This is a genomic window from Streptomyces sp. NPDC048671 (genome assembly GCF_055587045.1).
The window spans coordinates 218,282-242,055 of record NZ_JBVJHB010000010.1 but is presented as its reverse complement, the minus strand read 5'-3'; the positions used below and the strand labels follow the sequence as shown (position 1 = coordinate 242,055).

Sequence of the window (23,774 nt, the reverse complement as noted above, 5' to 3'; positions counted from 1 at the left end):
AGGGGCGCTTTCCCGGTGGGTGGGGGGTGGTGCCCCTCCGGGGCGTCTCCTCAAAAATGGCGTGTTCACCCCGGTCCGAGGGGGACCCGGGTCGTACGCCATTTCCTGCGGGGACTCCCCTGCACGTCCCCACCCCTGCATCACGCGCGCCTGCACACCGGCCCGACGACTGCCGCAGACGCGAGGCGGCCGGGTCCGGGGCCGTGCAGGGGAGTCCCCGCAGGACGACGAACAGATACCCGGCCCCCCTCGCGTACCCGCCGCACGTTCGTCGTCTGAGGAGACGCCCCGGAGGGGCACCGGACCCCCACCCACCCGGAAAGCGCACCCTGCGGGGCACCCGCACAAATCAAGCCCGTCCGGCGATTGAGGACAAGAACCCGCGCCCCGAACCCGGCGCACCGCACCCCCGCACCGCATGCGGCACACTTGACGTTTGGCCGGTACACGGCCACCCCGCAGTAGAAAGGGCCGAAGCGCGTGACCGGACCCCTCATCGTCCAGAGCGACAAGACGCTGCTCCTGGAAGTCGACCACGAGCAGGCCGACGCCTGCCGCCGTGTGATCGCGCCCTTCGCGGAACTGGAGCGCGCGCCCGAGCACATCCACACCTACCGCCTGACCCCGCTCGGGCTGTGGAACGCGCGGGCCGCGGGACACGACGCCGAGCAGGTCGTCGACGCGCTCGTGAAGTACTCGCGCTACCCCGTACCGCACGCGCTGCTCGTCGACATCGCCGAGACGATGGGCCGGTACGGCCGCCTCACGCTCTCCAAGCACCCGGTCCACGGACTGGTGCTGACCTCCACCGACCGGCCCGTCCTGGAGGAAATCCTCCGGTCGAAGAAGGTCCAGCCGCTGGTCGGCACCAGGATCGACCCCGACACGGTGGCCGTGCACCCGTCCGAGCGCGGGCAGGTCAAGCAGACGCTGCTGAAGCTGGGCTGGCCCGCCGAGGACCTCGCCGGTTACGTGGACGGCGAGGCGCACCCGATCGAGCTGGACGAGAGCAACTGGTCGCTGCGGCCTTACCAGAAGCAGGCCGTCGAGGGGTTCTGGCACGGTGGCTCGGGTGTGGTCGTGCTGCCCTGTGGTGCGGGAAAGACGCTGGTCGGCGCCGGTGCCATGGCGCAGGCCAAGGCGACCACGCTGATCCTGGTCACCAACACCGTCTCCGCCCGGCAGTGGAAGCACGAGCTGGTGAAGCGGACCTCGCTGACCGAGGAGGAGATCGGCGAGTACAGCGGTACCCGCAAGGAGATCCGGCCGGTCACCATCGCCACGTACCAGGTGCTCACGACCCGCCGCAAGGGCGTCTACGCGCACCTGGAGCTGTTCGACTCCCGCGACTGGGGGCTGGTGATCTACGACGAGGTGCACCTGCTGCCCGCGCCGGTCTTCAAGTTCACCGCCGATCTTCAGGCGCGGCGCCGGCTGGGGCTCACGGCCACGCTGGTCAGGGAGGACGGGCGCGAGTCGGACGTCTTCTCGCTGATCGGGCCCAAGCGGTTCGACGCCCCGTGGAAGGAGATCGAGGCGCAGGGCTATATCGCGCCCGCCGACTGTGTCGAGGTACGGGTCAATCTCACGGACAGCGAGCGGCTCGCGTACGCGACCGCCGAGGCCGAGGAGAAGTACCGGTACTGCGCCACGACCGCGACGAAGCGGAAGGTCACCGAGGCGCTGGTGCGCAAGCACAAGGGTGAGCAGACCCTGGTCATCGGGCAGTACATCGACCAGCTCGACGAGCTGGGTGAGCACCTGGACGCCCCGGTGATCAAGGGCGAGACGAGCAACGCCCAGCGGGAGAAGCTCTTCGAGGCCTTCCGCCAGGGCGAGCTGAGCGTTCTGGTCGTGTCGAAGGTGGCGAACTTCTCCATCGACCTGCCGGAGGCCACCGTCGCGATCCAGGTGTCCGGCACGTTCGGCTCGCGTCAGGAGGAGGCCCAGCGGCTGGGCCGGGTGCTGCGGCCGAAGGCGGACGGGCACGAGGCGCGGTTCTACTCGGTGGTCGCCCGCGACACGATCGACCAGGACTTCGCGGCCCACCGCCAGCGGTTCCTGGCCGAGCAGGGGTACGCGTACCGGATCGTGGACGCCGACGAGCTGCTGACGGACAACTGAGGGAACGGGCGGTCAGCGCGTGCGGCGGACGCCCGCCTCCTCCGCGTACTCGCCGAGGACGACGACGCCGAACGCGGTCCGTACGAAGATGCCGGCGGCGCGCAGGACGTCACCGGCGCGGTGACTGTAGTGGTGACCGGTGGCCGCGGTCGCGCCGTGCGCGGGGCCGGTCCTTCGCGGGTTCAGGGTGACGGTGCTCATGTATTCCATGGTGCTCCGCCCGGCCGGTATCGGCGTCGGCCCGCAGAGGGAAGGGGACGGCGCCGCGTCTACCTCTGTGGTCTCATGCCGTCCCCTACGGGGTGGACCCGCGGTCGTACTCCGGTATTCGTTCGCGCCCGGCCCGGCCCGTCGATACAATCGCCGGTCTGCCCGCCTCCCGCACCGTGGTACCGGCAGCCCGGAAGGGCTCGCGCCGGCAGCCGGGGGAGCGCCGCCGACCGGACGGAAACCGGCCGACAGCCGTACGCGCGCCCTCGTGCGTACCAGTGATCGATCCCCGAGCGGACCGCATCGCCCCCGGTCCACCGGCCGGGGACGGGGTGCGGTCCGCCGTCCTGCGTTGAATGCCGGAGGCAACACCGTGCCCGCGCACGTACACGAAAGCGACACCACCACCGACCCTCTCGCTCATGAGCGCGCCCATCTCGCCGCCTCGCGCGCCGCGCTGCGCGCCATGCGTGAGGACGCCCAGGCCCTGAACATCCGCGATGTCACGGCGAACTGGGTGAACGCCGCAGTGCTGCAGGCCCAGATCGCCGACCGCATCAAGTCGCTCGCCGACCTCGCCCACACCCCGCTCTTCTTCGGACGGCTGGACTACCTCCACGTGGTCGGCGCGGAGAAGGCCGAAGGCGCGGAGGGCGAGCAGTTCTACATCGGGCGCCGCCACGTCCACGACGCCGGCGGCGATCCGATGGTGATCGACTGGCGGGCCCCGGTCTCCCAGCCGTTCTACCGGGCGTCCCGCAAGGACCCGCTCGACGTCGGCCGGCGGCGCCGCTTCGGCTACACCGGCGGCGAGCTGACCGCGTACGAGGACGAGCACCTCACCGATCCTTCCGAGACCGCGCAGACCAGCAAGCTGCTCCAGGCGGAGATCGAGCGGCCGCGTGTCGGCCCGATGCGCGACATCGTCGCGACGATCCAGCCGGAGCAGGACGAGATCGTCCGCAGCGAGCTGGGCGGCTCGGTCTGTGTCCAGGGCGGTCCCGGCACCGGGAAGACCGCGGTCGGCCTGCACCGGGTCGCGTATCTGCTGTACGCGCACCGGGACCGGCTGGCCCGCACCGGGACGCTGGTCATCGGGCCGAACCGGTCCTTCCTGCACTACATCGAGCAGGTGCTGCCGGCCCTCGGCGAGCTGGAGGTGAAGCAGGCGACCGTCGACGACCTGGTGACGGCGCACGTCGAGGTCCGGGGCACGGACGAGGCGCCGGCCGCCGTCGTGAAGGGCGACGCCCGGATGGCACAGGTGCTGCGGCGGGCGATCCGTTCGCACGTGACGCCGCCGACGGAGCCGGTGATGGTGGTGCGCGGTTCCCGGCGCTGGCGGGTGCCCGCGTACGAGATCGAGGAGATGGTCGACGAGCTGCTGGCCCGCGACATGCGGTACGGGGCAGCGCACGAGGCCCTTCCGCAGCGCATCGCCCACGCCGTGCTCGTACGGATGGAGGAGGCGGGCGAGGCGCCGGACGACCGGGTGCAGAACGCGGTGGCGCGCACCCCCGCGGTGAAGGCGGCCGTGAAGGCGGTCTGGCCCGCGGTCGAGCCGTCGAAGCTGGTGCTGCGGCTGCTGTCCGACCCGGAGTTCCTGGCAGCCCAGGCGGACGGGCTGCTGACCGAGGACGAGCAGAAGACGATCCTGTGGACCAAGCCGGCCCGCAGCGTGAAGTCCGCGAAGTGGTCGGCGGCGGACGCGGTGCTGATCGACGAGGCGATGGACCTGGTGGCGCGCACGCACTCGCTGGGCCATGTCGTGATCGACGAGGCGCAGGACCTCTCCCCCATGCAGTACCGGGCGGTGGGCCGGCGCTGCTCGACCGGTTCGGCCACGGTCCTCGGCGATCTGGCGCAGGGCACGACGCCGTGGTCGACGCAGAGCTGGGCCCAGGCGCTGCACCACCTGGGCAAGTCGGACGCGGTGGTGGAGGAGCTGACGGCGGGCTTCCGCGTGCCGCGCGAGGTGATCGCGTACGCGTCCCGGCTGCTGCCGGTGATCTCGCCGGACCTGGCCCCGGTCGAGTCGGTGCGTGAGTCGCCCGGCTCGCTGTCCGTACGGGAGACCTCGGACGTGGACGCGCTGGACGCGGCGGTGGTCGCGGCCTGCGAGGAGTCGCTGGAGCAGGAGGGCTCGACCGGCCTGATCGCCGCCGACGCCCGTATCCCGGCGCTGGCGGTCGCCCTGACGGCGGCGGGCCACGCCTACCTGTCCCCCGGCCAGGAGACGACCGCCGACTCCCGGCTGACGCTGGTCCCGGCGTCACTGGCGAAGGGCCTTGAGTACGACTACGTGGTGCTGGACGAACCGGCGGCGCTCGTCGACGGCGAACCCGACGAACGAACGGGCCTGCGCCGCCTGTACGTGGCCCTGACCCGAGCGGTATCGGGCCTGATCGTGGTCCACTCCACGGAACTCCCGAACCAGCTCCGGGCGACCGCCTGAGCCACTTGACCCCCGCTCCTCAAGCCCCTCCGGTCGGCCATTCAAGCCCCTCCGGTCGCCATTCGAGCCCCTCCGGTCGGCCTCTCAAGCCCCGCCGGGCGGCCATTCAAGCCCCTCCGGTCGCCATTCGAGCCCCTCCGGGCGGCCATTCAAGCCCCGCCGGCGATTGAGGAGCGGGGGTCCGGGGGCGGAGCCCCCGGGGTTCCCGGCCCCCCGGGCCCCCCGGGCCCCGGCCCCCGCAGGCACCCGAACCCCGGGGGCTCCGCCCCCCTACGCGTCGAGCACCGCCCGCCACTCCCGTACCGCCGCCGCATCCACCGGCCCCGCCCACCCGCCGGGCCGCGCCGCGCCGCCGATGTGGACGGCGTCTATCCCCGCGTCCAGCAGTTCCGGCAGATGGTCGAGCCGCAGCCCGCCACCGACCAGGATCTGCGGCTCGTACCCCGGCTCCCCCTTGCGCGCCGCCTCGACCAGCAGCGTGGGGATGCCGTCGTCCACCCCGGCCGCCGACCCCGCGGTGAGGTACGTGTCCAGGCCCGGCAGGTCCGCGAGGGCCTTGCGCAGGGCGTCCCGGTCGGAAGCGCGGTCGATCGCGCGGTGGAACGTCCAGTGGCAGCCGTCCAGCTCGGCGATGATCCGCTCGACCGCGACGAGATCCGGGCGGCCGTCCGCGTCCAGGAAGCCGAACACGAATTCGTCCGCGCCCTCCGCCCGCAGCTCGTGCGCCTTGCGTACGAGTACATCGATGTCGCCGGCCGCGAAGCCGTCCGCCACGCGGATCATCACCCGCAGGGGGATGTCCACCGCGGCACGGATCGCCGCGAAGGTCGCACAGGACGGGGTGAGGCCGTCCGCCGCCATGTCGGTGACCAGCTCAAGCCGGTCCGCACCACCCGCCTGGGCAGCGACCGCGTCCTCCGCGTCGAGAGCGATCACCTCCAGGACTGCACGGTTGCTCATGGGAACCCAATCCTCCAGGAAGCAGCTATAGGTCTAGTCCAATGGCCAGCCTACGGGCCGGGCGGCTGAGAGCGCAGCCTCACCGCGCACGTGAAGATACGCGAGGTCAGACGGGTGCCAGGCAACCGGACGCCCGGAATCCGCGCGTCCACCGCGGTCAGCCCTTGCGTTTTCATAGGGGTAGGGGGTATACCTGAATCAGTAATGCATACCCCCTAGGGGTATAAATCATCCAGCTACCGAGGAGGCCAGGTGTCCGCGCAGACCGCAGCCACCACCGGCACCACTGACACCGGTGGTACCAGTGGCACCACCGGTACCGGCGCCGCAGAGGTCGAGCTCGCCATCGGCGGCATGACCTGCGCCTCGTGCGCGGCCCGTATCGAGAAGAAGCTCAACCGGATGGACGGGGTCGAGGCCACCGTCAACTACGCCACCGAGAAGGCCCGGGTCAGCTACCGGGGCGAGGGCGTCTCCGTACAGGACCTGATCGCCACCGTCGAGAAGACCGGCTACAGCGCGCACGAGCCCGCTCCCCCGGCCCGTACCACCGACACACCCGCCGACGCGGCGAAGGCGGAGGCGGACGAGCTCCGCCCGCTGCGGCAGCGGCTGATCACCTCGGTCCTGCTGGCCGTGCCGGTGATCGCCATGGCGATGATCCCTGTGCTTCAGTTCGACAACTGGCAGTGGCTCTCGCTGACCCTTACAGCGCCCGTCGTCACGTATGCCGCCTGGCCCTTCCACCGCGCCGCGTGGACCAACGCCCGGCACGGCGCGGCCACCATGGACACGCTGATCTCGGTCGGCACCTCCGCCGCGTTCCTGTGGTCGGTGTGGGCGCTCTTCTTCGGCACCGCCGGCATGACCGGCATGACGCACCCCTTCGAGCTGACCATCGGCCGCAGCGACGGCGCCGGGAACATCTACCTCGAAGCCGCCGCCGGAGTCACCGCTTTCATCCTGGCCGGGCGCTACTTCGAGGCCCGCTCCAAGCGGAAGGCGGGCGCGGCGCTGAAGGCCCTGCTCGAACTGGGCGCCAAGGAGGTCACCGTCCTGCGTGACGGCCGCGAGGTGACCGTGGACACGGCGGACCTCCAGGTCGGGGACCGTTTCCTGGTCCGGCCCGGCGAGAAGATCGCCACCGACGGCACCGTCGTCGAGGGGAACTCGGCGGTGGACGCCTCCATGCTCACCGGCGAGTCGGTCCCCGTCGAGGTCGGCGTCGGCGACCCGGTGACCGGTGCCACGCTCAACGCGGGCGGCCGGCTCGTCGTCGAGGCGACCCGGATCGGCGCCGACACCCAGCTTGCCCGGATGGCCAAGCTGGTCGAGGACGCGCAGAACGGCAAGGCGGCGGCCCAGCGCCTCGCGGACCGGATCTCAGCGGTGTTCGTCCCCGTCGTGATCGCGCTCGCGCTCGGCACGCTCGGCTTCTGGCTCGGCAACGGCTCGGGGCTGACGGCCGCGTTCACCGCCGCCGTCGCCGTACTGATCATCGCCTGCCCCTGCGCCCTCGGCCTCGCCACACCCACCGCCCTCATGGTCGGCACCGGACGCGGCGCCCAGCTCGGCATCCTGATCAAGGGCCCCGAAGTCCTGGAGACCACCCGCCGCGTCGACACCATCGTCCTCGACAAGACCGGCACCGTCACCACCGGCAAAATGACCCTCCAGGCCGTCCACACCGCCCCCGGCACCACCGAAACCGACGTCCTCCGCCTCGCCGGCGCCCTCGAACACGCCTCCGAGCACCCCATCGCCCAAGCCGTCGCCACCGGAGCCACCGAACGCACCGGCGAACCACTCCCCACCCCCGAGGACTTCGCCAACGTCCCCGGCCTCGGCGTCCAGGGCATCGTCGAGGGCCACGCCGTCCTCGTCGGCCGCGAGCAGCTCCTCGCCCAGTGGGAAATCCACCTTCCCGAGGAACTGACGCGGCGCAAGGCCGAGGCCGAGACCGCCGGACGCACAGCGATCACCGTCGCCTGGGACGGCGAAGCACGCGCCGTCCTCGAAGTCGCCGACGCCGTCAAGGACACCAGCGCCGAAGCCATCAAGAAACTCCGCGCACTCGGCCTCACACCCATCCTCCTCACCGGCGACAACCGAGCCGTGGCGGAGTCGGTCGCGGCCGAGGTCGGCATCGAGGAGGTGTACGCGGAGGTCATGCCGGAGGAGAAGGTCGACGTCGTCAAGCGCCTCCAGGCGGAAGGGCGTTCCGTCGCGATGGTCGGTGACGGGGTGAACGACGCGGCCGCCCTCGCCCAGGCCGATCTGGGCCTCGCGATGGGCACCGGCACGGACGCGGCGATCGAGGCGGGGGACCTGACCCTGGTCCGGGGGGACCTGCGGGCCGCCGCCGACGCGATCCGGCTGTCGCGGAAGACCCTCGGCACCATCCGTACGAACCTGTTCTGGGCCTTCGCCTACAACGTGGCCGCCCTGCCGCTGGCCGCGGCGGGTCTGCTGAACCCGATGATCGCGGGTGCGGCGATGGCGTTCTCGTCGGTGTTCGTGGTCGGCAACTCGCTGCGGCTGCGGAGGTTCCGGGCCGGGGTGTGACCGACCGCGCGTCCCCGCCCGCGGGCGGCCGGACTCAGCTCCCTCCGGGGAGCCGGGCCTCCGGCCGCCCGCAGGCGTGTCCCCGTGGCCTCGGATCACCCCGTACCGCCCCGTATCACTTCCCCGTGAGCACGAACCGCACCGCCGTCCCCGGCGTCACCCGCGCCGCCGCCGCCAGCGCGGGTTCCGGGACGACGCCCACCACCGGGTAGCCGCCCGTCGTCGGATGGTCGTTCAGGAACACCACCGGGCGGCCGTCCGGAGGGACCTGGACCGCGCCCAGCACCATCCCCTCGCTGGGCAGTTCGCCCTGCCGGGCGCGGACCAGCGCGGGGCCCTCGGTGCGCAGGCCGATGCGGTTGCTCTGCGGCGAGACGCGGTACGCGGCCGTGGTGAGCGTGCGCAGGGCGGCGGACGTGAACCAGGTGTGGCGGGGGCCGAAGAGCACCGGGAGCACCAGTTCGGCGGGCACCCCCGGCCACGGCACCGCCGCGGCGGGCGGGGCGCCGGCCTGTGGGGGCGGCCCCAGTGGCAGTACGTCACCGTCGCTCAGGGGCGCCGGGCCCAGCCCGGAGAGCAGGTCGGCGGACCGGCTGCCGAGCACCGGCTCCGGTTCCAGGCCGCCCGCGAACGCCAGGTAGCCGCGCAGCCCGTACGCCGCGGGACCGGCGTCCAGCACCGCGCCCGCCGGTACGTGCACCGCGGCGCCCCACGCCACCGGCCGCCCGTCCACCGTCACCCGGCAGGGCGCGCCGCCGACGACCACCCGCACCGCACGGCTCGGGCGGACCGCGCAGCCGGTGACGGTCGTCTCCAGCAGCGCGGCACCGACGGGGTTGTCGGCCAGCCGGTTGGCGAGCCGGGCGGACGGGGCGTCCAGGGCGCCCGCCCGCCCCACCCCCAGGTGCGCGTGGCCGAAGCGCCCCTCGTCCTGCACGGTGGTCAGGGCCCCGGCGCGGACGACCTCGATCACCGCGCTCACGCCCCCGCCCCCGCGTCCGTCCCCGCGTCCGTCCCCGCGTCCGCCTCGACGAAGCGGACGTGTGCGCCGGGTGTCAGCAGTGCGGGGGGTTCGCGGTCCGGGTTCCACAGGGCGGCCGGGTCCGGCGTCCGGCCGATCAACTGCCAGCCGCCGGGGGACGGGCGCGGGTACACCCCGGTGTAGGGGCCCGCCAAGGCCACCGCACCGGCCGGGACGCGGGTCCGCGGAGTCGCCCTGCGCGGCAGGTGGAGGTGGTCGGGCAGGCCCGTCAGGTAGCCGAAGCCCGGGGCGAACCCGCAGAAGGCGACCCGGAATTCGGTCCCGGTGTGGAGGGCGGCGACCTCGGCGACGGCGACCCCCCACGCCTCGGCGACATCGGCCAGGTCCGGGCCGTCGTACACGACCGGGATCTCCACCGGCCGCCCGGCGGCGCGTCGCAGCGGCGGTACCCGCCAGGACGCCAGCTCACGGGCGAGCCCGGCCGTGTCCCGCGCGATGCCGTCGAGCAGGACCGTCCGCGCACCGGGCACGACCTCGCGCACGCCGGGCAGTTCGCCGGCCGCGCGGCGCCGCAGTACCTCCGCGTGGAAGGCCTCCGTCTCCTCCCCGGAGCCCAGCTCGACCAGCAGCGCGTCCGCCCCCGCGGTCAGCACGACCGGCGCCGGCCCGCGCTCCTCCCCGTCCTGCGGCGGCGTACTCACGTGAACGCCCGGACCACGACGCCCGCCTCTTCCAGCGCCGCCCGCACCCGCCGGGCGATCGCCGCCGCTCCCGGGGTGTCGCCGTGGACGCACAGGGACCGCGCCGCGACCGCGATCCGTCCGCCGTCGGCCGCGATCACGCTCCGGTCCACCGCGAGACCGACGCTGCGACGCACGACCTCGTCCGCGGCGAGCACGACCGCGTCCGGCTCGGTGCGCGGCACGAGCGTTCCCCGCGGGGTGTACGCGCGGTCGGCGAAGGCCTCCTCGACCGCGGGCAGCCCCGCCTCGGCGGCCCGTACGAGCAGCCGGGAACCGGGCAGTCCGAGAACCGCCAGGTCCCCGCCCGCCAGCCGGACGCCCTCGATCACCGCCGCCGCCTGCTCGTCGTCGCGGACCGCGCGGTTGTAGAGGGCGCCATGCGGTTTGACGTACGAGACGGTGGTGCCGGCCGCCTCGGCGAACACCCGCAACGCACCGATCTGGTACGCCACTTCGGCGGTCAGCTCGCCGGCCGGCACATCCATGGAGCGGCGCCCGAAGCCCGCCAGGTCGCGGTAGGAGACCTGCGCGCCGATCCGTACGCCCCGCGCGGCCGCGGTGTCGCAGACCCGGCGCATCACCGAGGGGTCCCCCGCGTGGAAGCCGCACGCCACGTTGGCGCTGGTCACGCACGCGAGGAGGGCCTCGTCGTCGGTGAGCGACCAGCGCCCGAACCCCTCGCCGAGGTCCGCGTTGAGGTCCATGGGAGCGGGCGTGGCCGGCTCGTCCCCCGGGTCCGCCGGATTCATCAGATTCGTCACGAAGCGCACGTTAGCGCCTCCGCGTACTCGGAACACGAGCGCGGGAAGCCCGCGAGCGTGCGTGCCAGAGGCCGCGCGGCAGACGGCGGTCTGACCACTGGCCCTGGTGCCGCGCGTCAGAAGACGACCAGCTCGCTCTCCTTCACGCCCGCCAGCTCGTACCGCGTCCCCACCAGCGGCCGGCCCGCGTACAGCCGGATCAGCGTCGCCCCGTCCCCCCGGTACCGACCGGGGGCCCGGCCCTCCCGCTCGGTCCCGATGACCAGCTCCTCGCCGCTGTCCTCCAGCCGCGCGACCAGCAGCGGCGCCTTCTGGCGGGCGAAGGGGGCCAGGAGCCCGAGCGCGTGCGTCAGCCCGGGGCCCCGGTACGCCCCTTCGAGCCCCCATGCCTCGCGCACGTCCCCCGCGTGGATCCACTCCCCCAGCGCCACCCCGTCCAGCACCCCGCCCGCCTTGGCGATGGCGGCACCGGCCTCGGCCATCCCCCGCTCCAGTTCGTCCACCACCTGCGTGTCCGTCCAGTCGGCGCGCTCGGCGATGTCGCGGTCGTTGCACTCGGGGCTGAACACATCCGGCCCGAACCGGCTCTCCACCACCCGGTTCAGCACGGAACCGCAGTGCGCGAGGACATGCCGCACCGTCCATCCGGGGCACGCGGTGCGCAGAGCGAAATCGCTGCTGTCGGCGGACCGCAGCAGCGGGAGGAAGTCGTCCCGCTCGGTGCGCAGGAGGAGACCGGGCAGTTCGGGATCGCGTTCGTCAGCCATGCCCCAAGCCAACCATCCCCCGCCCCGGCGGACTTGGGTATTCGGCGAACGCGCGGGGCAGTCGTCACCTCGGAGGTCGTAACCTCGCAGGCATGGACGACGACACCGCCCGGCCGCACCGCCGCGGCACCGACGACGCACTCCGCGGCCGGTGGCGCGACTGCCTGGTCGCGGCCCGGCGCGGCGCCGGAGGACCGGACCCGCTGCCGTACGCGGACAACCTCCTGGCGCGCTGGGCCGAACCCCAGCGCAAGTACCACACCACCGCCCACCTGGCGGCGGTCCTGGACCGCGTCGACACGCTCGCCGGCCACGCCGCCGACGCGGACGCCGTACGGCTCGCCGCCTGGTTCCACGACGCGGTCTACCGGCCCGACCGCTCGGAGAACGAGGAGCGCAGCGCCGTCCTCGCCGAGCGGGCGCTGACCGAGGCCGGGGTGCCCGCCGGGACCACCGCCGAGGTCGCCCGGCTGGTCCGGCTCACGGTCACGCACGATCCGGCCGACGGCGACAGCAACGGCGAGGTGCTGTGCGACGCGGACCTGGCGATCCTGGCGTCGCCGCCGAAGGAGTACGCCGAGTACGCGGCCCAGGTGCGCGAGGAGTACGGCTTCGTCCCCGACGAGACGTTCCGGGAGGGCCGGGCGGCCGTGCTGCGGCAGCTTCTGGAGCTGCCGCGGCTGTTCCGTACGCCGTTCGGGGCGGCCGAGTGGGAGCCGAGGGCCCGGCAGAACCTGCTGACGGAGCTGGAGCTGCTCGCCCGCTGAGCTGACGGGCCGACCCGGTCCGGCTCGGTCCGGTCCGGTCCGGTCCGATTCGGCCCGGTCCGGTCCAGTCCGGTCCGGTCCGGTCCGGTCCGGTCCGGTGGCCGCACCGCGCGGGAATGTAACAGGCATTCGCACTGTTGGCACCTGTCATGCCCGACTCTGCCCCTCGCCGCTCGCGTATGCCCCTGGCCGTATACATTCTCGGCCTCTCCGTCTTCGCCCTCGGCACCAGCGAGTTCATGCTCTCCGGTCTGCTGCCGCCCATAGCCGACGACATGAACGTGTCGATCCCACGCGCCGGGCTCCTCATATCCGCGTTCGCGATCGGCATGGTGGTGGGCGCCCCGCTGCTCGCCGTCGCGACGCTGCGGCTGCCGCGCCGCACCACGCTCATCGCGCTGATCTCGGTCTTCGGCCTCGGCCAGGTCGCGGGCGCGCTCGCTCCGACGTACGAGATCCTCTTCGCCTCCCGGGTGATCAGCGCCTTCGCGTGCGCCGGGTTCTGGGCCGTGGGTTCCGCCGTCGCCATCGCGATGGTCCGGGTGGACCAGCGGGCCCGCGCCATGGCCGTGATGATCGGCGGGCTGTCCATCGCCAACGTGCTGGGGGTGCCGCTGGGCGCCTTCCTCGGGGAGAACCTCGGCTGGCGGTCGGCGTTCTGGGCGGTCGGCGTGGCCTCCGCGATCGCCCTCGTCGGGGTGGCGACACTGATCCCCCGTATCCCCGTCCCGGACGAGAAGCCGCAGCTGAAGCGGGAGATGGGCATCTACCGCGACCGGCAGGTGTGGCTGTCCATCGCGATCACCGCGCTCGCGGCCGGTGGTGTGTTCTGCGCGTTCAGCTATCTCGCGCCGGTGCTGACGGACGTCGCCGGGCTGGACTCCGGCTGGGTACCGGGCGTGCTCGGGCTGTTCGGGATCGGCGCGCTGATCGGTACGATGATCGGCGGCCGGGTCGCGGACGCGCACCTCTTCGGGGTGCTGCTGAGCGGTATCACCGCGTCGACGGTCTTCCTGGCCGCGCTGGCGCTGTTCGCCTCCAACCAGGTCGCGGTGATCGTCCTCTCGTTCCTGCTGGGCCTGTCGGCGTTCTACACCGCCCCGGCTCTGAACGCCCGGATGTTCAACGTGGCGGGCGCCGCCCCCACCCTGGCCGGTGCGACGACCACCGCCGCGTTCAACAGCGGAAACACCGGGGGCCCCTGGCTGGGCGGCGCGGTGATCGACGCGGACTTCGGGTACGCGGCGACCGCGTGGGCGGGAGCGGCGATGACCGTACTGGCGCTGGTGACGGTGGTGTTCTCGCTGCGGCTCCAGCGCAGCCGCAACGCGTCCTCCCTGCTGGTGACGGGCGCGCCGGCCGCCAGGACGGAGCCGCAGGGTGCGGCGCTGGAGTCGGCTCCCTCGACGACCGCCTGAGCGCGCTCAGCCCGGCGCCGGGCGGCCCTTGGGGCGGCGCAGGCCCGCCTCGGTGATCCGGCGGACCAGTTCCTTGGAGCCGATCTGCCGGGCCCCGGCCCGTACCGCGTCCTCGTACCGGGTCTCCGGCAGGTCGTAGTGGTCCCGCTCGAAGGCCCGCTCCGGGCAGCCGATGGACGCGGCGAAGCCGTGCAGCTCATCGAACGACTGGTCGCTGACCAGGTGTGACCAGAGCCGCCCGTGCCCCGGCCAGTCCGGCGGATCGATATAGACGGTCACGGGCGCGCAATTTCGCCGAGCGAGCCGACCGGGGCGACCGCCACGGCGGCCTTCGTGCAGACCCAGTGCGGGTCCGGGCCCAGTTCCGGTTCCACGTCGAGCGCGTGCGGGTCGCCCTCGTCGCAGACCGGGCACAGCGGCCAGCGGCCGTACTCCTCCAGCAGCGCGTCCTGGACGTCCTGGGCGACGAGGCCGACCACGAACTCCGCCCCTTCCGGCCACTGCTCGACCCACCAGCGCCGGTGCGTCACCGCGTCCTCGACCATCGAGACGATCTGCGCCTGCGCGACGTCTCCGGCGGCGAGGTCGGCCATGACACGTGCGCGGGCGGTGTGCAGCGCCTGCTCCAGGGGATTCAGCTCCATACCGCCATTGTCCCTCCCGTTCCGGCCGCGACTGCCCTCCCGCTCCGGTCGCGACTGCCAGAGGTCAGGACCAAAGGGGGGTTGACGGACATGCGCGTTGAAAATATCTTTCAAATGTGACCAATGACTTGAAGGAAAGTTTCAGCGCTGATTCGCCGCCCGCCCCGGCAGCCCTCGCCGCCAAGGTGCGCACGCTCGCGCCGTCCATGACCCGCTCGATGCAGCGGGTCGCCGAGGCGGTCGCGGGCGACCCGGCGGGCTGCGCCGCCCTGACGGTCACCGGTCTCGCCGAGCTCACCGGCACCAGCGAGGCCACCGTGGTCCGCACCGCCCGCCTCCTCGGCTACCCCGGCTACCGCGACCTGCGCCTCGCGCTCGCCGGTCTCGCCGCCCACCAGCAGTCCGGCCGGGCCCCCGCCGTCACCGCCGACATAGCGGTAGACGACCCGATCGCCGACGTGGTCGCCAAGCTCGCCTACGACGAGCAGCAGACCCTCGCCGACACCGCCGCCGGGCTCGACACCGTGCAGCTCGGTGCCGCGGTGGCCGCCGCCGCCACCGCTCGCCGGATCGACATCTACGGGGTCGGCGCCTCCTCGCTCGTCGGCCAGGACCTGGCCCAGAAGCTGGCCCGGATCGGCCTGATCGCGCACGCCAACATGGACCCCCACCTCGCGGTCACCAACGCCGTGCAGCTCCGCGCCGGTGACGTGGCCATCGCGATCACCCACTCCGGTTCGACCGGTGACGTCATCGAGCCACTGCGGGTCGCCTTCGACCGCGGCGCGACGACGATCGCGATCACCGGACGCCCCGACGGGCCGGTCACCCAGTACGCCGACCACGTACTGACCACGTCCACGGCCCGCGAGAGCGAGCTGCGCCCCGCCGCCATGTCGAGCCGTACGAGCCAGCTCCTGGTCGTCGACTGCCTGTTCATCGGAGTCGCGCAGCGTACGTACGAGACGGCGGCCCCGGCCCTCGCCGCCTCCTACGAGGCGCTGGCCCACCGCCACAACCCACGCACCCGCTGACCTGTGCCGGGTTCCGCACGAAGAACCCGGCACACCGCATCACCGCACCCGCACCCGCAGAGCCGTACGAGTTCAAGAAAGCAGAGCAGCTCTCCATGACCTCCATCACCGACGCCGACGCCACCACCCCCGACGGATACGGGGAGCTGCGCGCCCAGCTCGCGACGCTCACCACCGAGGCCTTCCGCCCCGAGCTCGCCGACATCGACCAGCTGGCCACCGCGGAAATCGCCCGGATCATGAACGGCGAGGACCAGACCGTCCCCGCCGCCGTCGCCGCCCGGCTGCCCGAGATCTCCGCCGCGATCGACGCCACCGCGGCGCGCATGGCCCGCGGCGGCCGGCTGATCTACGCGGGCGCCGGCACCGCGGGCCGCCTCGGTGTACTGGACGCCAGCGAGTGCCCGCCCACCTTCAACACCGACCCGGCGGACGTCATCGGCCTCATCGCGGGCGGCCCGTCCGCGATGATCACCGCCGTCGAGGGCGCCGAGGACAGCAAGGAGCTGGCCGCCGCCGACCTCGACGCGCTGGGCCTCACCGCCGACGACACGGTGGTCGGCATCTCCGCCTCCGGCCGTACGCCGTACGCGATCGGTGCCGTCGAGCACGCCCGCACCAAGGGCGCGCTGACCATCGGCCTGTCCTGCAACGCGGACTCCGCGCTGGGCGGCGCGGCCGAGCACCCCGTCGAGGTCGTCGTCGGCCCGGAGCTGCTCACCGGCTCCACCCGGCTCAAGGCGGGCACGGCCCAGAAGCTCGTCCTCAACATGCTCTCGACGATCACGATGATCCGGCTCGGCAAGACGTACGGAAACCTCATGGTCGACGTCCGCGCCTCCAACGAGAAGCTGCGCGCCCGCTCCCGGCGGATCGTCTCGCTGGCCACCGGGGCGTCGGACGCCGAGATCGAGGCCGCGCTCGCCGCCACCGACGGTGAGGTGAAGAACGCCATCCTCACCATCCTCGGCCAGGTCGACGGCCCCACCGCCGCCACGCTCCTGTCCGCGTCGGACGGCCACCTCCGCGCCGCGCTCGCCGCCGCGCCCCGCACCACCTGACCCTTCCGCCCCACCCCCCGCACAGCAAGGCACCACGCACCATGGCTACAGAAGACAAGAACCGCGCCACTGCCGCCGCGATCCTTCCGCTCGTCGGTGGCGCCGCGAACGTCAGCTCCATCGCCCACTGCATGACCCGGCTCCGGCTGGGCCTGCACGATCGTTCGCTCGTCCAGGACGACGCGCTGAAGGCCGTCCCCGCCGTCATGGGCGTGGTCGACGACGACACGTACCAGATCGTTCTCGGTCCCGGTACGGTCGCCCGCGTCACGCCGGAGTTCGAGAAGCTCGTCGAGGAGGGCCGGGCGTCCGCCCCGGACCCCGCCACTGTGCCGGTCACGGCGGAGGAACTCGCCGCGCAGGGCGCCGGGATGAAGGCGGCGCGGAAGTCGAAGAACGCCACGCCGTTCAAGCTCTTCCTGCGCAGGATCGCCAACATCTTCGTCCCGCTGATCCCGGCCCTGATCGGCTGCGGCATCATCGCGGGCCTGAACGGTCTGCTGGTGAACCTCGGCTGGCTGCCGTCCGTCACCCCCGCCCTGGCGGCGATGGCGTCCGGCTTCATGGCCCTGATCGCGGTCTTCGTCGGCTACAACACGGCGAAGGAGTTCGGCGGTACGCCGATCCTCGGCGGTGCGGTCGCGGCCATCATCGTCTTCCCGGGCGTCGCGAACATCGAGGCGTTCGGCCAGAAGCTCTCCCCCGGCCAGGGCGGCGTCCTCGGCGCCCTGGGCGCGGCGGTGCTCGCGGTGTACGTGGAGAAGTGGTGCCGGCGCTGGGTCCCGGAGGCGCTGGACGTCCTGGTCACCCCGACCCTGACGGTCCTGATCTCCGGCCTGGTGACGATCTTCGGCCTGATGTACGTGGCGGGTGAGGTCTCCACCGCGATCGGTACGTTCGCGGACTGGCTGCTGTCCAACGGCGGCGCGGGCGCGGGCCTGGTCCTCGGCGGTTTCTTCCTGCCGCTGGTCATGCTGGGCCTGCACCAGGCGCTGATCCCGATCCACACCACGCTGATCGAGCAGCAGGGCTACACGGTCCTGCTCCCGATCCTCGCCATGGCCGGCGCGGGCCAGGTGGGTGCGGCCATCGCGGTCTACTTCCGCCTCCCCCGCAACGAGTCGATCCGCAAGACCATCAAGTCCGCCCTGCCCGCGGGCTTCCTGGGCGTCGGCGAACCCCTGATCTACGGTGTGTCGCTGCCGCTGGGCCGCCCGTTCGTCACGGCGTGCGTGGGCGGTGCGTTCGGCGGCGCGTTCGTCGGCTTCTTCAACCAGCTCGGCGACGCGGTCGGCTCCACCGCGATCGGCCCGTCCGGCTGGGCCCTGTTCCCGCTGCTGGACGGCAACCACGGCCTGGGCGCGACGATCGCGATCTACGCGGGCGGTCTGGTGGTCGGCTACCTGGCCGGCTTCGTCGCCACGTACTTCTTCGGCTTCAGCAAGGACCTGCTGACGGAGTTCAACGTGTCGCAGGAACCGGCCGCCGCCTCCCCGGTGGCCGCCGCGCCCCCGGCTGCGGGGACGGCCGGCCCGGATGCCCTGCCGAAGGAACCCGCGGGGGTCTGACGGCCACATCGGAAATGGCGAAGCGGCGGCACCCCTCGGGGTGCCGCCGTTTCGCCGTTCCGCCTCAGACCGGGAAGGCGTCCGTGGCCAGCGTGACGCCGAAAGGTGCGGGCAGGCCGAGCGGCTTGCCGAACGGCACCGCGTCGTAGCGCTTGTACGTGCCGTCCTCGTTCGGCTCCGTGAACAGGGTGCTCATGGCGCCACGCGTGTCGAACCGGTCGATCAGCAGGTACATGGGGACACCCGCGCGCGCATAGGCGCGGTACTTCTTCGTCCGGTCCTCCCGCGCGTTCCCCTTCGACGTGATCTCGACGACGAGGAGCGCTTCGGAGGCGTCCATGGGATCGCTGGCCTCGGGGTCGGCGGCATCGATCAGCTCGGCCGGCATAACGACGAGATCGGGAACGTACAGCTTGTCGAGGGGTGCCACGTGCACCCCCAGGGTCTGATAGATCTCCAGCTCGTCGGGCAGATTCGCATAGAGACGGCGTTGCACCTCGGCGGCAATCCCGTTGTGATGCGCATGCGGCGGCGGTGCCAGGAAGATCCGCTCTTCGTCGATCTCGGCGCGCCACCCCTCGGGCACGTCCAGTTCCTGCCAGGTGCGCAGCAGGTAGCCCCACCGGCCGCCTTCGGAGTCCTGCTGGTGCTCGACCATCGCGGCGGTCATCGCGGGTCCCCTCTCCTGAAACCTGTCTGGGGAGCGTAGACCGACGGTTCCGCGGCGCGGTGCCGCTTCCCTCCGCGTCCCACGATCGTGTGACGGGCGCACTGAACCACCCGCTCTGTTCAGCCTTCGGAGGCGACCGGCTCGGACGAGCGGACCGGCCGGACGGTGACGAGAGCGATCCCCGCACAGCACACCGCCAGCAACAGCAGTTCGGCGAGCGAGGGGGCGGGCGCGGTGTCCAGGGCCCAGTCCCCGAGCCGGACCGTGAAGGGCACGGCCAGTTGGACGGCGGCCGTGAAGACCGGGCCGCGGAGCAGGATGAGGCGGTGCTGCACGAGGTAGGCGGGGGCGTAGACGACCGCGCCGAGCACCACGATCCCGCCCGTCGCGGCGAGCGTCGGAGGGTGGGCGATCAGCGCGGGCAGCGACATCGGGAGCAGCAGGCAGGTGGCCGCCGCGAGCAGCACGGGCAGGACGGCCAGCGGCGGCAGCCCGGACAGCCGGTTCCGGTACAGGAACCCGTACACCGCGAACGCCACCGTCGCGGCCACCACCAGCAGCAGCCCAATCGCGTCCAGGTCCCCGGCGTCCGCGCCCAGCGCGGCGTACCCGGCGGCCGCCGCGCAGGCCAGGGCGGCGCCCGCCGCCTTGCGGGGCCCGGACCGTTCGCCGAAGAACAACGCGCCGACGGCCACCGAGGCGCACGGCATCAGCGCGACGACGAGGTTCGTCAGGGAGGTGCCGATGCGGGGGATGGCGAGCAGGGTGCCCGCCGCGTACCCGGCGAAGCCGAGCAGGCCCAGCAGCCAGACGGTCGCCGGCCGGGCGGCGGCCCGCCGCAGGTCCGCCCGGCCGCTGGTGCTCGACGCGGCGACGACGGTGAGCACCAGGCAGCACACGGCGGTACGGCCCACCGCGACGATCAGCGGATCGGTCCCGGTGACGAGGGCGCCGGAGAGCAGCCAGGTGCCGGAGAGCAGCAGGACGAGAACGGCCGGCATCAGGGTGTCCTTTCCAGAAGCGAGGACCACGGGCGAGGACTATGGACCAGGACCACGGACCAGGACCACGGGCGGGCACCACGGGCGGCTCCTCATGGCCGAGGGGCCGCCCGAACGCTACGGCAGCCACGGTGGCGCCTCCCCCGCGAGGTGGCTATGAGGACGGCGCCGAGCGCGAGGAGGCCGGCGGTGACGGTGAGCGCAAGCGAGGAACCCGCCACGGACGCCGGCCGACGAGTATCCGCGCAGCGGCCGCTCAGTGGCTGCTCAGCGGCCGGCCGGGACCTGGTTCCTGATCATCTCCAGCAACAGGGCGTGCGTCTCCCGGTCGGCCGCCACCACCAGGCCACCCGCGCCGGTGTGCAGCGGCCGGCCCTGAATGCCGGTCACCACACAGCCCGCCGCTTCGCACAGGGCGATACCGGCGGCGAAGTGCACACTGTCGCGCAGCCGGCCGTCCGTGACGTACGCCGCCCGCCGCCCGGCCGCCACCCAGGCCACGGCAAGGGTGCTGGAGACGACGCGCGGCCGGAAGTGCTCCGCGAACTCCGGTGCGGCCAGCAGGCCGACCGCCCGGAAGTCCGGCGCGTTGGGGAACGGCGGGTCGAGGTTGACGTCCACCAGCCTGGACCCGGACGAGGGCGCCAACTCCTCGTCCGCACCGCCCCTTCGAAGCCGGGCCAGCTCGCCGTCGGTCCAGAACACCTCGTCGGCGAACGGATCGGCAGCCGCTGCCGCCGTGATGGCGGACCCGTCGCGCAGGGCGACGTTCACCGCGACCACCATGGTGTTCACGGCGTAGTTCAACGTGCCGCACAAGGGGTCGACCAGCCACCGGCGTTCAGCACCCTCCGACCCGGTGCGGCCGCTCTCCTCGCCCGTCACCGCGTCATCGGGCCGGGCGGTCCGCAGGATGTCGAGGATGGCCTTCTCGGCCGCGAGGTCGGCGGCCGTCGCGAAGTCACCGCCGGACTTCTCGAAGCGTTCCGGCGATGTTCCGTACATGTCCCGGACCACCGCCGCTCCCGCCTGGGCCGCCCTGACAGCCAGTTGTGCGTCGCTTTCCGTGTTCATGCTCAGCATGGGTGCAGGCTATTCGCCCCCGTTGCCCACGCGGCACGGCACTCCTTCGCATCCTCACCGCGGCAGCTGTCCCTCCCGGTTGACCTCCGTCACCCGCGCGCGCAGCACCAGCCCCGGCGGGGCCGGCCGGACGGCATCGGGCGGGCAGTCCCACTCCGGGCCCCCGCCTGGCGGCCGCAGCTGCACATCCGGCCCGACGCGCCCCATCACCCGGCCCACCCGCCCGTCCCGCACATCCACGGCGAACGACCCCGGCTCCGGCGTACACGCCTCCGGCTCACCGCTCTCAGCCACCATGACCGGCCACCTTCCCGTCCAGCACACTGCTCAGCCGCCGCACCGTGTCGAGGTTGCAGCGCCCCAGGTCGACGAGCACGGCAGGCCCGCTGCCCGCGCACGAGACCGGGTCGACCCTCAGCGACGGCAACGTGATCCCGACCCCCGCGAACCCTTCCCGCAACCGCTCCACCGCCTCCTCTGCCTCCCGCTCTCTTCCCACCGTCACCCTGCGCCGCTCCGTAGTCGTCATGATCCATTCCTTCCACGCTGAGTAATGACAATGCATACCCAGCGTGGCCAATCTCTCGTTAGCCTGGAAGAGGTGCGGTCCCAACAACCGCACGTGTGCCACAGGGAGTTGTCATGCCAGGTCCCAGAAAGCTCGATCCCTCCTCCTCGCCCCGCACTCTCCTGGGCGCCCCGCTCTTCCTCAGCGGCTCCTTCATCGGACAGCTGGAGTCCGGGGTGCGGCGCATGCAGATGGACCAGGCGGAGAAGTTCGACGAGATGCTCACCACCAGCGTCGCTGACCTTGATCGAGTCGTTGGCGGAGGATTACGATCATGAAGCTCAAGGTGGTTGACGGCCCTGCGCTGATGTTCCGGGCGGCTGTCTGGGCGTCGTTCGTCACCGACCTCAAGCGCGGCTGACCGGACACCTGGTGCCGTGTGCCGGCACCGTCGGATGAACCGGTACGGAACATGCCGATGCAGGCCGCGCGGACATCGCACAGCCTGCATCGACCATCCGGTACAGGTGAATTCAGCCCCAGCCAGAATTCAGCTCTGCCCCGATGCTCCACGAAGATCCAGTAAGGCGGCTGCGCCTGGCAATCGTTCGCGACCCATCGGTCCGGAATGAACCCATAAATGTCCAGATCGAGACGGTAGGAAGGTTTTCGCACCTTTACCTCTCTCGGTGACCGGCAGGGCCCCGGACGACCGACCACAGTGCGCCCGCGCGAGATCCTCGGCCGCCCGTGCGCTTTTGCTCCCTTGTGGTCACGTCCTGCCGAAGGTTTGCTGGTATTTGTCCTGCGCTGTGGGGGCGCTCACCATGCCGAAGGGGGACAGATGGCCGAGTCGGTGTTCTGTTGGGAGGAACTGCCCGAGGCGGATCGGTTCCCGTGCTGGCGGGACATGGCATGCGACAGCCACGCACCCAACGAGGTCGATTCCGAGCAAGCCGACGACTTCCGGGCGACGTTACGGGTGCTGGGCCTGGGGTCGGTGAGTGTGTCCGCCCTCGACTGCCCGCCTCTTCGCTCGAACCGCACCCCGAGACTGATCCGGCAGTCCGATCCGGAGCTGTACAACCTCACCTTCACCCAGCGCGGGAGCGCCGGCGCCGTCCACGCCGACCGGGAGATCCGGCTGGGCGCGGGCGATCTGATGCTGTCCAGCACCTCGCTGCCCCTGCGCGCCAGGATGGCCATCGACCACGCGTCGGTGGCCATGATCGACGTGCTCTTCCCCCAGACGCTGTTACCCCTGCCCAGAGGGGCCGCGGACCGGCTGCTCACGCTGCCCTTCTCCGGGCAGACAGGTCTCGGCGTTCTCCTCGCCCAGTTCCTCACCCGCCTGACCGCCGAATCCGCCTCGTACCGGCCGGCCGACGCCGAGCGGCTCGGGGCGGTGACCATCGACCTGGCGGCAGCGCTGCTCGCCCACCACCTCGACGACACGACCCCGCCCGAGGCTCACCCCGAGGCGCTCACCACACGTATCCACAGCTTCGTCCGTCAGAACCTGCGCGATCCCGAGCTGACTCCCCGCCAGATCGCCGCCGCCCACCACATCTCGCTGCGCACCCTGCACCGGGTCTTCCAGCGCCAGGGCGCCACGGTCACCGCCTGGATTCGTCAGCAGCGACTCGACGGCGCCCGGCGCGACCTCACCAACCCCGCGCTGGCCGCTCGCCCCATCCACGCCATCGCGACCGCGTGGGGCTTCCCTCGCGCCGCCGACTTCACCCACGTCTTCCGCGCCACGTACGGCATGCCACCCAGCGAATACCGTCACATGGGCACGCCCGGCGGACACGAGATCCGTTCATAGGCAGGGCCTGGGTGAGGCAGGACAGCGCAACGCAAGGCAGGGCAAGGGTCCGCGGCCGGCCTGGGCATACGCGAGTGGCCCCTCACCCTTGCTCCGGATGAGGGACCACCCACTCCTCGGTATCACCGCTGCCCGAACCGGTCAGTCGGCGATGGTCCCGCTGTTGGTCTTCGTGCCGTTGAACTGCAGGTAGTACTGGGCTCCCTTGGTCGAGTTCTTGAAGATGACCGTCCACACCCCCGCCTTGGCGTTGACCCAGCCGTGGCACTTGCTGTGTGTGCAGACCCGCACCTTGCGGGTCTGGTTCGTCTTGATGTTGATGTCGCTGCAGTTGCCCTTGACCTTGGTCCACTGGCCGCGCTTGGGCCAGTGCGCGTTGTCTCCGGCGCCGGAGCCCGCCTCGGCCGAGTACGAGCGGGCACTGCCGTAGCAGGAGACCGCTTGTGCGCCGCTGCTGTGGGTACTGGCGGCCTGGGCGGGGACGGTGAGGGCCGTGAGGACCGCGGCGGCGCTGATCAGCGTCGCCGCGACACGCCTGTTCGTGGTGATGATGACTTCCTCCTGTTGCTCGTGCGCGTACCCGTGCACCAGTCGGCAGACGGGGAACACGGACCGATGTGTCGTC

23 protein-coding genes and 1 pseudogene are annotated in these 23,774 nt (G+C 72.2%); 10 read left to right on the top strand and 14 right to left on the bottom strand.

Annotated elements, in window-relative coordinates:
• Nucleotides 1-480 precede the first annotated feature (480 nt).
• On the top strand, nucleotides 481-2,124 hold the full coding sequence (locus ACZ6S6_RS22015) for a DNA repair helicase XPB (RefSeq protein WP_362967492.1): 1,644 nt from the start codon (nucleotides 481-483) through the stop codon (nucleotides 2,122-2,124).
• A 12-nt stretch (nucleotides 2,125-2,136) separates the two neighbouring features.
• Here the strand turns inward: ACZ6S6_RS22015 and ACZ6S6_RS22010 are convergent, their stop codons facing one another.
• A complete protein-coding gene (locus ACZ6S6_RS22010) occupies nucleotides 2,137-2,325 on the bottom strand; it encodes a hypothetical protein (RefSeq protein WP_362967490.1) in 189 nt (62 codons plus the stop codon).
• A gap of 382 nt (nucleotides 2,326-2,707) precedes the next feature.
• Here ACZ6S6_RS22010 and ACZ6S6_RS22005 point away from each other — a divergent pair, with 382 nt between their 5' ends.
• The gene (locus ACZ6S6_RS22005) at nucleotides 2,708-4,789 is read left to right on the top strand and encodes a HelD family protein (protein ID WP_469706662.1); all 2,082 of its coding nucleotides are present in this window, start codon (nucleotides 2,708-2,710) and stop codon (nucleotides 4,787-4,789) included.
• Between the two features lie 270 nt (nucleotides 4,790-5,059).
• Here the strand turns inward: ACZ6S6_RS22005 and ACZ6S6_RS22000 are convergent, their stop codons facing one another.
• Nucleotides 5,060-5,749 (bottom strand): copper homeostasis protein CutC, encoded by a 690-nt coding sequence (locus ACZ6S6_RS22000; RefSeq protein WP_362966798.1) that lies wholly within the window; start codon nucleotides 5,747-5,749, stop codon nucleotides 5,060-5,062.
• Nucleotides 5,750-6,001: 252 nt separating this feature from the next.
• Between ACZ6S6_RS22000 and ACZ6S6_RS21995 the strand changes: the two genes are divergently transcribed.
• Nucleotides 6,002-8,314 carry a heavy metal translocating P-type ATPase gene (locus tag ACZ6S6_RS21995; protein WP_469706661.1) on the top strand — a complete coding sequence of 771 codons (2,313 nt, stop codon included), beginning with the start codon at nucleotides 6,002-6,004 and terminating at the stop codon, nucleotides 8,312-8,314.
• Between the two features lie 115 nt (nucleotides 8,315-8,429).
• Here ACZ6S6_RS21995 and ACZ6S6_RS21990 read toward each other — a convergent pair whose 3' ends face one another.
• From ACZ6S6_RS21990 to ACZ6S6_RS21975, 4 genes are all read right to left on the bottom strand, one after another.
• Nucleotides 8,430-9,296 (bottom strand): 5-oxoprolinase subunit C family protein, encoded by an 867-nt coding sequence (locus tag ACZ6S6_RS21990; RefSeq protein ID WP_469706660.1) that lies wholly within the window; start codon nucleotides 9,294-9,296, stop codon nucleotides 8,430-8,432.
• Complete coding sequence (gene pxpB / locus ACZ6S6_RS21985; protein ID WP_469706659.1) at nucleotides 9,293-9,997, bottom strand: 5-oxoprolinase subunit PxpB; 705 nt, start codon at nucleotides 9,995-9,997, stop codon at nucleotides 9,293-9,295. The genes ACZ6S6_RS21990 and pxpB overlap by 4 nt, the downstream gene beginning before the upstream one ends.
• Complete coding sequence (locus ACZ6S6_RS21980) at nucleotides 9,994-10,743, bottom strand: LamB/YcsF family protein (protein ID WP_469706746.1); 750 nt, start codon at nucleotides 10,741-10,743, stop codon at nucleotides 9,994-9,996. The genes pxpB and ACZ6S6_RS21980 overlap by 4 nt, the downstream gene beginning before the upstream one ends.
• 173 nt (nucleotides 10,744-10,916) lie before the next feature.
• A complete protein-coding gene (locus ACZ6S6_RS21975) occupies nucleotides 10,917-11,567 on the bottom strand; it encodes a maleylpyruvate isomerase family mycothiol-dependent enzyme (protein WP_469706658.1) in 651 nt (216 codons plus the stop codon).
• 92 nt (nucleotides 11,568-11,659) lie between these two features.
• Between ACZ6S6_RS21975 and ACZ6S6_RS21970 the strand changes: the two genes are divergently transcribed.
• Nucleotides 11,660-12,334 (top strand): HD domain-containing protein, encoded by a 675-nt coding sequence (locus ACZ6S6_RS21970; protein WP_469706657.1) that lies wholly within the window; start codon nucleotides 11,660-11,662, stop codon nucleotides 12,332-12,334.
• 179 nt (nucleotides 12,335-12,513) lie between these two features.
• Nucleotides 12,514-13,752 carry a Cmx/CmrA family chloramphenicol efflux MFS transporter gene (locus tag ACZ6S6_RS21965; RefSeq protein WP_469706656.1) on the top strand — a complete coding sequence of 413 codons (1,239 nt, stop codon included), beginning with the start codon at nucleotides 12,514-12,516 and terminating at the stop codon, nucleotides 13,750-13,752.
• A gap of 6 nt (nucleotides 13,753-13,758) precedes the next feature.
• On the opposite strand, the gene ACZ6S6_RS21960 is transcribed toward ACZ6S6_RS21965, so the two are convergent.
• Together ACZ6S6_RS21960 and ACZ6S6_RS21955 are read right to left on the bottom strand one after the other, a co-directional pair.
• Entirely contained in the window at nucleotides 13,759-14,031 is a 273-nt protein-coding gene (locus tag ACZ6S6_RS21960; protein ID WP_469706655.1) for a DUF4031 domain-containing protein, read from the bottom strand.
• On the bottom strand, nucleotides 14,028-14,396 hold the full coding sequence (locus ACZ6S6_RS21955) for a hypothetical protein (RefSeq protein ID WP_362966786.1): 369 nt from the start codon (nucleotides 14,394-14,396) through the stop codon (nucleotides 14,028-14,030). The genes ACZ6S6_RS21960 and ACZ6S6_RS21955 overlap by 4 nt, the downstream gene beginning before the upstream one ends.
• A gap of 116 nt (nucleotides 14,397-14,512) precedes the next feature.
• Here ACZ6S6_RS21955 and ACZ6S6_RS21950 point away from each other — a divergent pair, with 116 nt between their 5' ends.
• The 3 genes from ACZ6S6_RS21950 (at nucleotide 14,513) to ACZ6S6_RS21940 (ending at nucleotide 18,059) form a co-directional block, all read left to right on the top strand.
• On the top strand, nucleotides 14,513-15,430 hold the full coding sequence (locus ACZ6S6_RS21950) for a MurR/RpiR family transcriptional regulator (RefSeq protein WP_073732940.1): 918 nt from the start codon (nucleotides 14,513-14,515) through the stop codon (nucleotides 15,428-15,430).
• Between the two features lie 95 nt (nucleotides 15,431-15,525).
• Complete coding sequence (gene murQ, locus ACZ6S6_RS21945; RefSeq protein WP_469706654.1) at nucleotides 15,526-16,491, top strand: N-acetylmuramic acid 6-phosphate etherase; 966 nt, start codon at nucleotides 15,526-15,528, stop codon at nucleotides 16,489-16,491.
• Between the two features lie 41 nt (nucleotides 16,492-16,532).
• The gene (locus ACZ6S6_RS21940) at nucleotides 16,533-18,059 is read left to right on the top strand and encodes a PTS transporter subunit EIIC (protein ID WP_469706653.1); all 1,527 of its coding nucleotides are present in this window, start codon (nucleotides 16,533-16,535) and stop codon (nucleotides 18,057-18,059) included.
• A gap of 64 nt (nucleotides 18,060-18,123) precedes the next feature.
• Here ACZ6S6_RS21940 and ACZ6S6_RS21935 read toward each other — a convergent pair whose 3' ends face one another.
• The 5 genes from ACZ6S6_RS21935 to ACZ6S6_RS21915 form a co-directional block, all read right to left on the bottom strand.
• A complete protein-coding gene (locus ACZ6S6_RS21935; protein ID WP_362966780.1) occupies nucleotides 18,124-18,729 on the bottom strand; it encodes a Uma2 family endonuclease in 606 nt (201 codons plus the stop codon).
• Between the two features lie 119 nt (nucleotides 18,730-18,848).
• The gene (locus tag ACZ6S6_RS21930; protein WP_469706652.1) at nucleotides 18,849-19,730 is read right to left on the bottom strand and encodes a hypothetical protein; all 882 of its coding nucleotides are present in this window, start codon (nucleotides 19,728-19,730) and stop codon (nucleotides 18,849-18,851) included.
• A 267-nt stretch (nucleotides 19,731-19,997) separates the two neighbouring features.
• Nucleotides 19,998-20,813, bottom strand: coding sequence for an inositol monophosphatase family protein (locus tag ACZ6S6_RS21925; protein ID WP_469706651.1), 816 nt, complete (start codon nucleotides 20,811-20,813; stop codon nucleotides 19,998-20,000).
• Nucleotides 20,814-20,867: 54 nt separating this feature from the next.
• Complete coding sequence (locus tag ACZ6S6_RS21920) at nucleotides 20,868-21,110, bottom strand: hypothetical protein (protein ID WP_362966774.1); 243 nt, start codon at nucleotides 21,108-21,110, stop codon at nucleotides 20,868-20,870.
• Nucleotides 21,100-21,342 (bottom strand): hypothetical protein, encoded by a 243-nt coding sequence (locus ACZ6S6_RS21915; protein ID WP_362966772.1) that lies wholly within the window; start codon nucleotides 21,340-21,342, stop codon nucleotides 21,100-21,102. Before ACZ6S6_RS21915 ends, ACZ6S6_RS21920 begins: the two co-directional genes overlap by 11 nt.
• A gap of 113 nt (nucleotides 21,343-21,455) precedes the next feature.
• Between ACZ6S6_RS21915 and ACZ6S6_RS21910 the strand changes: the two are divergent.
• Together ACZ6S6_RS21910 and ACZ6S6_RS21905 are read left to right on the top strand one after the other, a co-directional pair.
• Nucleotides 21,456-21,608, top strand: a pseudogene (locus tag ACZ6S6_RS21910) (transcriptional regulator); the annotation flags it as partial.
• Between the two features lie 557 nt (nucleotides 21,609-22,165).
• Nucleotides 22,166-23,149: an AraC-like ligand-binding domain-containing protein gene (locus ACZ6S6_RS21905; protein ID WP_469706650.1), complete on the top strand. Its 984-nt coding sequence runs from the start codon at nucleotides 22,166-22,168 to the stop codon at nucleotides 23,147-23,149.
• 141 nt (nucleotides 23,150-23,290) lie between these two features.
• Here the strand turns inward: ACZ6S6_RS21905 and ACZ6S6_RS21900 are convergent, their stop codons facing one another.
• Entirely contained in the window at nucleotides 23,291-23,758 is a 468-nt protein-coding gene (locus tag ACZ6S6_RS21900) for a hypothetical protein (RefSeq protein ID WP_469706649.1), read from the bottom strand.
• Nucleotides 23,759-23,774: the final 16 nt, after the last annotated feature.

Bases quoted from the DNA above. Each gene is read 5' to 3' on its own strand.
- ACZ6S6_RS21965 (WP_469706656.1), top strand. From the start codon at position 12,514: ATGCCCCTGGCCGTATACATTCTCGGCCTCTCCGTCTTCGCCCTCGGC.
- ACZ6S6_RS21905 (WP_469706650.1), top strand. From the start codon at position 22,166: ATGGCCGAGTCGGTGTTCTGTTGGGAGGAACTGCCCGAGGCGGATCGG.
- ACZ6S6_RS21930 (WP_469706652.1), bottom strand. From the start codon at position 19,730: ATGCCGGCCGTTCTCGTCCTGCTGCTCTCCGGCACCTGGCTGCTCTCC.
- ACZ6S6_RS21970 (WP_469706657.1), top strand. From the start codon at position 11,660: ATGGACGACGACACCGCCCGGCCGCACCGCCGCGGCACCGACGACGCA.
- ACZ6S6_RS21915 (WP_362966772.1), bottom strand. From the start codon at position 21,342: ATGACGACTACGGAGCGGCGCAGGGTGACGGTGGGAAGAGAGCGGGAG.
- ACZ6S6_RS21935 (WP_362966780.1), bottom strand. From the start codon at position 18,729: ATGACCGCCGCGATGGTCGAGCACCAGCAGGACTCCGAAGGCGGCCGG.
- ACZ6S6_RS21925 (WP_469706651.1), bottom strand. From the start codon at position 20,813: ATGCTGAGCATGAACACGGAAAGCGACGCACAACTGGCTGTCAGGGCG.
- ACZ6S6_RS21940 (WP_469706653.1), top strand. From the start codon at position 16,533: ATGGCTACAGAAGACAAGAACCGCGCCACTGCCGCCGCGATCCTTCCG.
- ACZ6S6_RS21920 (WP_362966774.1), bottom strand. From the start codon at position 21,110: ATGGTGGCTGAGAGCGGTGAGCCGGAGGCGTGTACGCCGGAGCCGGGG.
- ACZ6S6_RS21975 (WP_469706658.1), bottom strand. From the start codon at position 11,567: ATGGCTGACGAACGCGATCCCGAACTGCCCGGTCTCCTCCTGCGCACC.
- murQ (WP_469706654.1), top strand. From the start codon at position 15,526: ATGACCTCCATCACCGACGCCGACGCCACCACCCCCGACGGATACGGG.
- ACZ6S6_RS22000 (WP_362966798.1), bottom strand. From the start codon at position 5,749: ATGAGCAACCGTGCAGTCCTGGAGGTGATCGCTCTCGACGCGGAGGAC.
- ACZ6S6_RS21955 (WP_362966786.1), bottom strand. From the start codon at position 14,396: ATGGAGCTGAATCCCCTGGAGCAGGCGCTGCACACCGCCCGCGCACGT.
- ACZ6S6_RS21980 (WP_469706746.1), bottom strand. From the start codon at position 10,743: ATGGACCTCAACGCGGACCTCGGCGAGGGGTTCGGGCGCTGGTCGCTC.
- ACZ6S6_RS22010 (WP_362967490.1), bottom strand. From the start codon at position 2,325: ATGAGCACCGTCACCCTGAACCCGCGAAGGACCGGCCCCGCGCACGGC.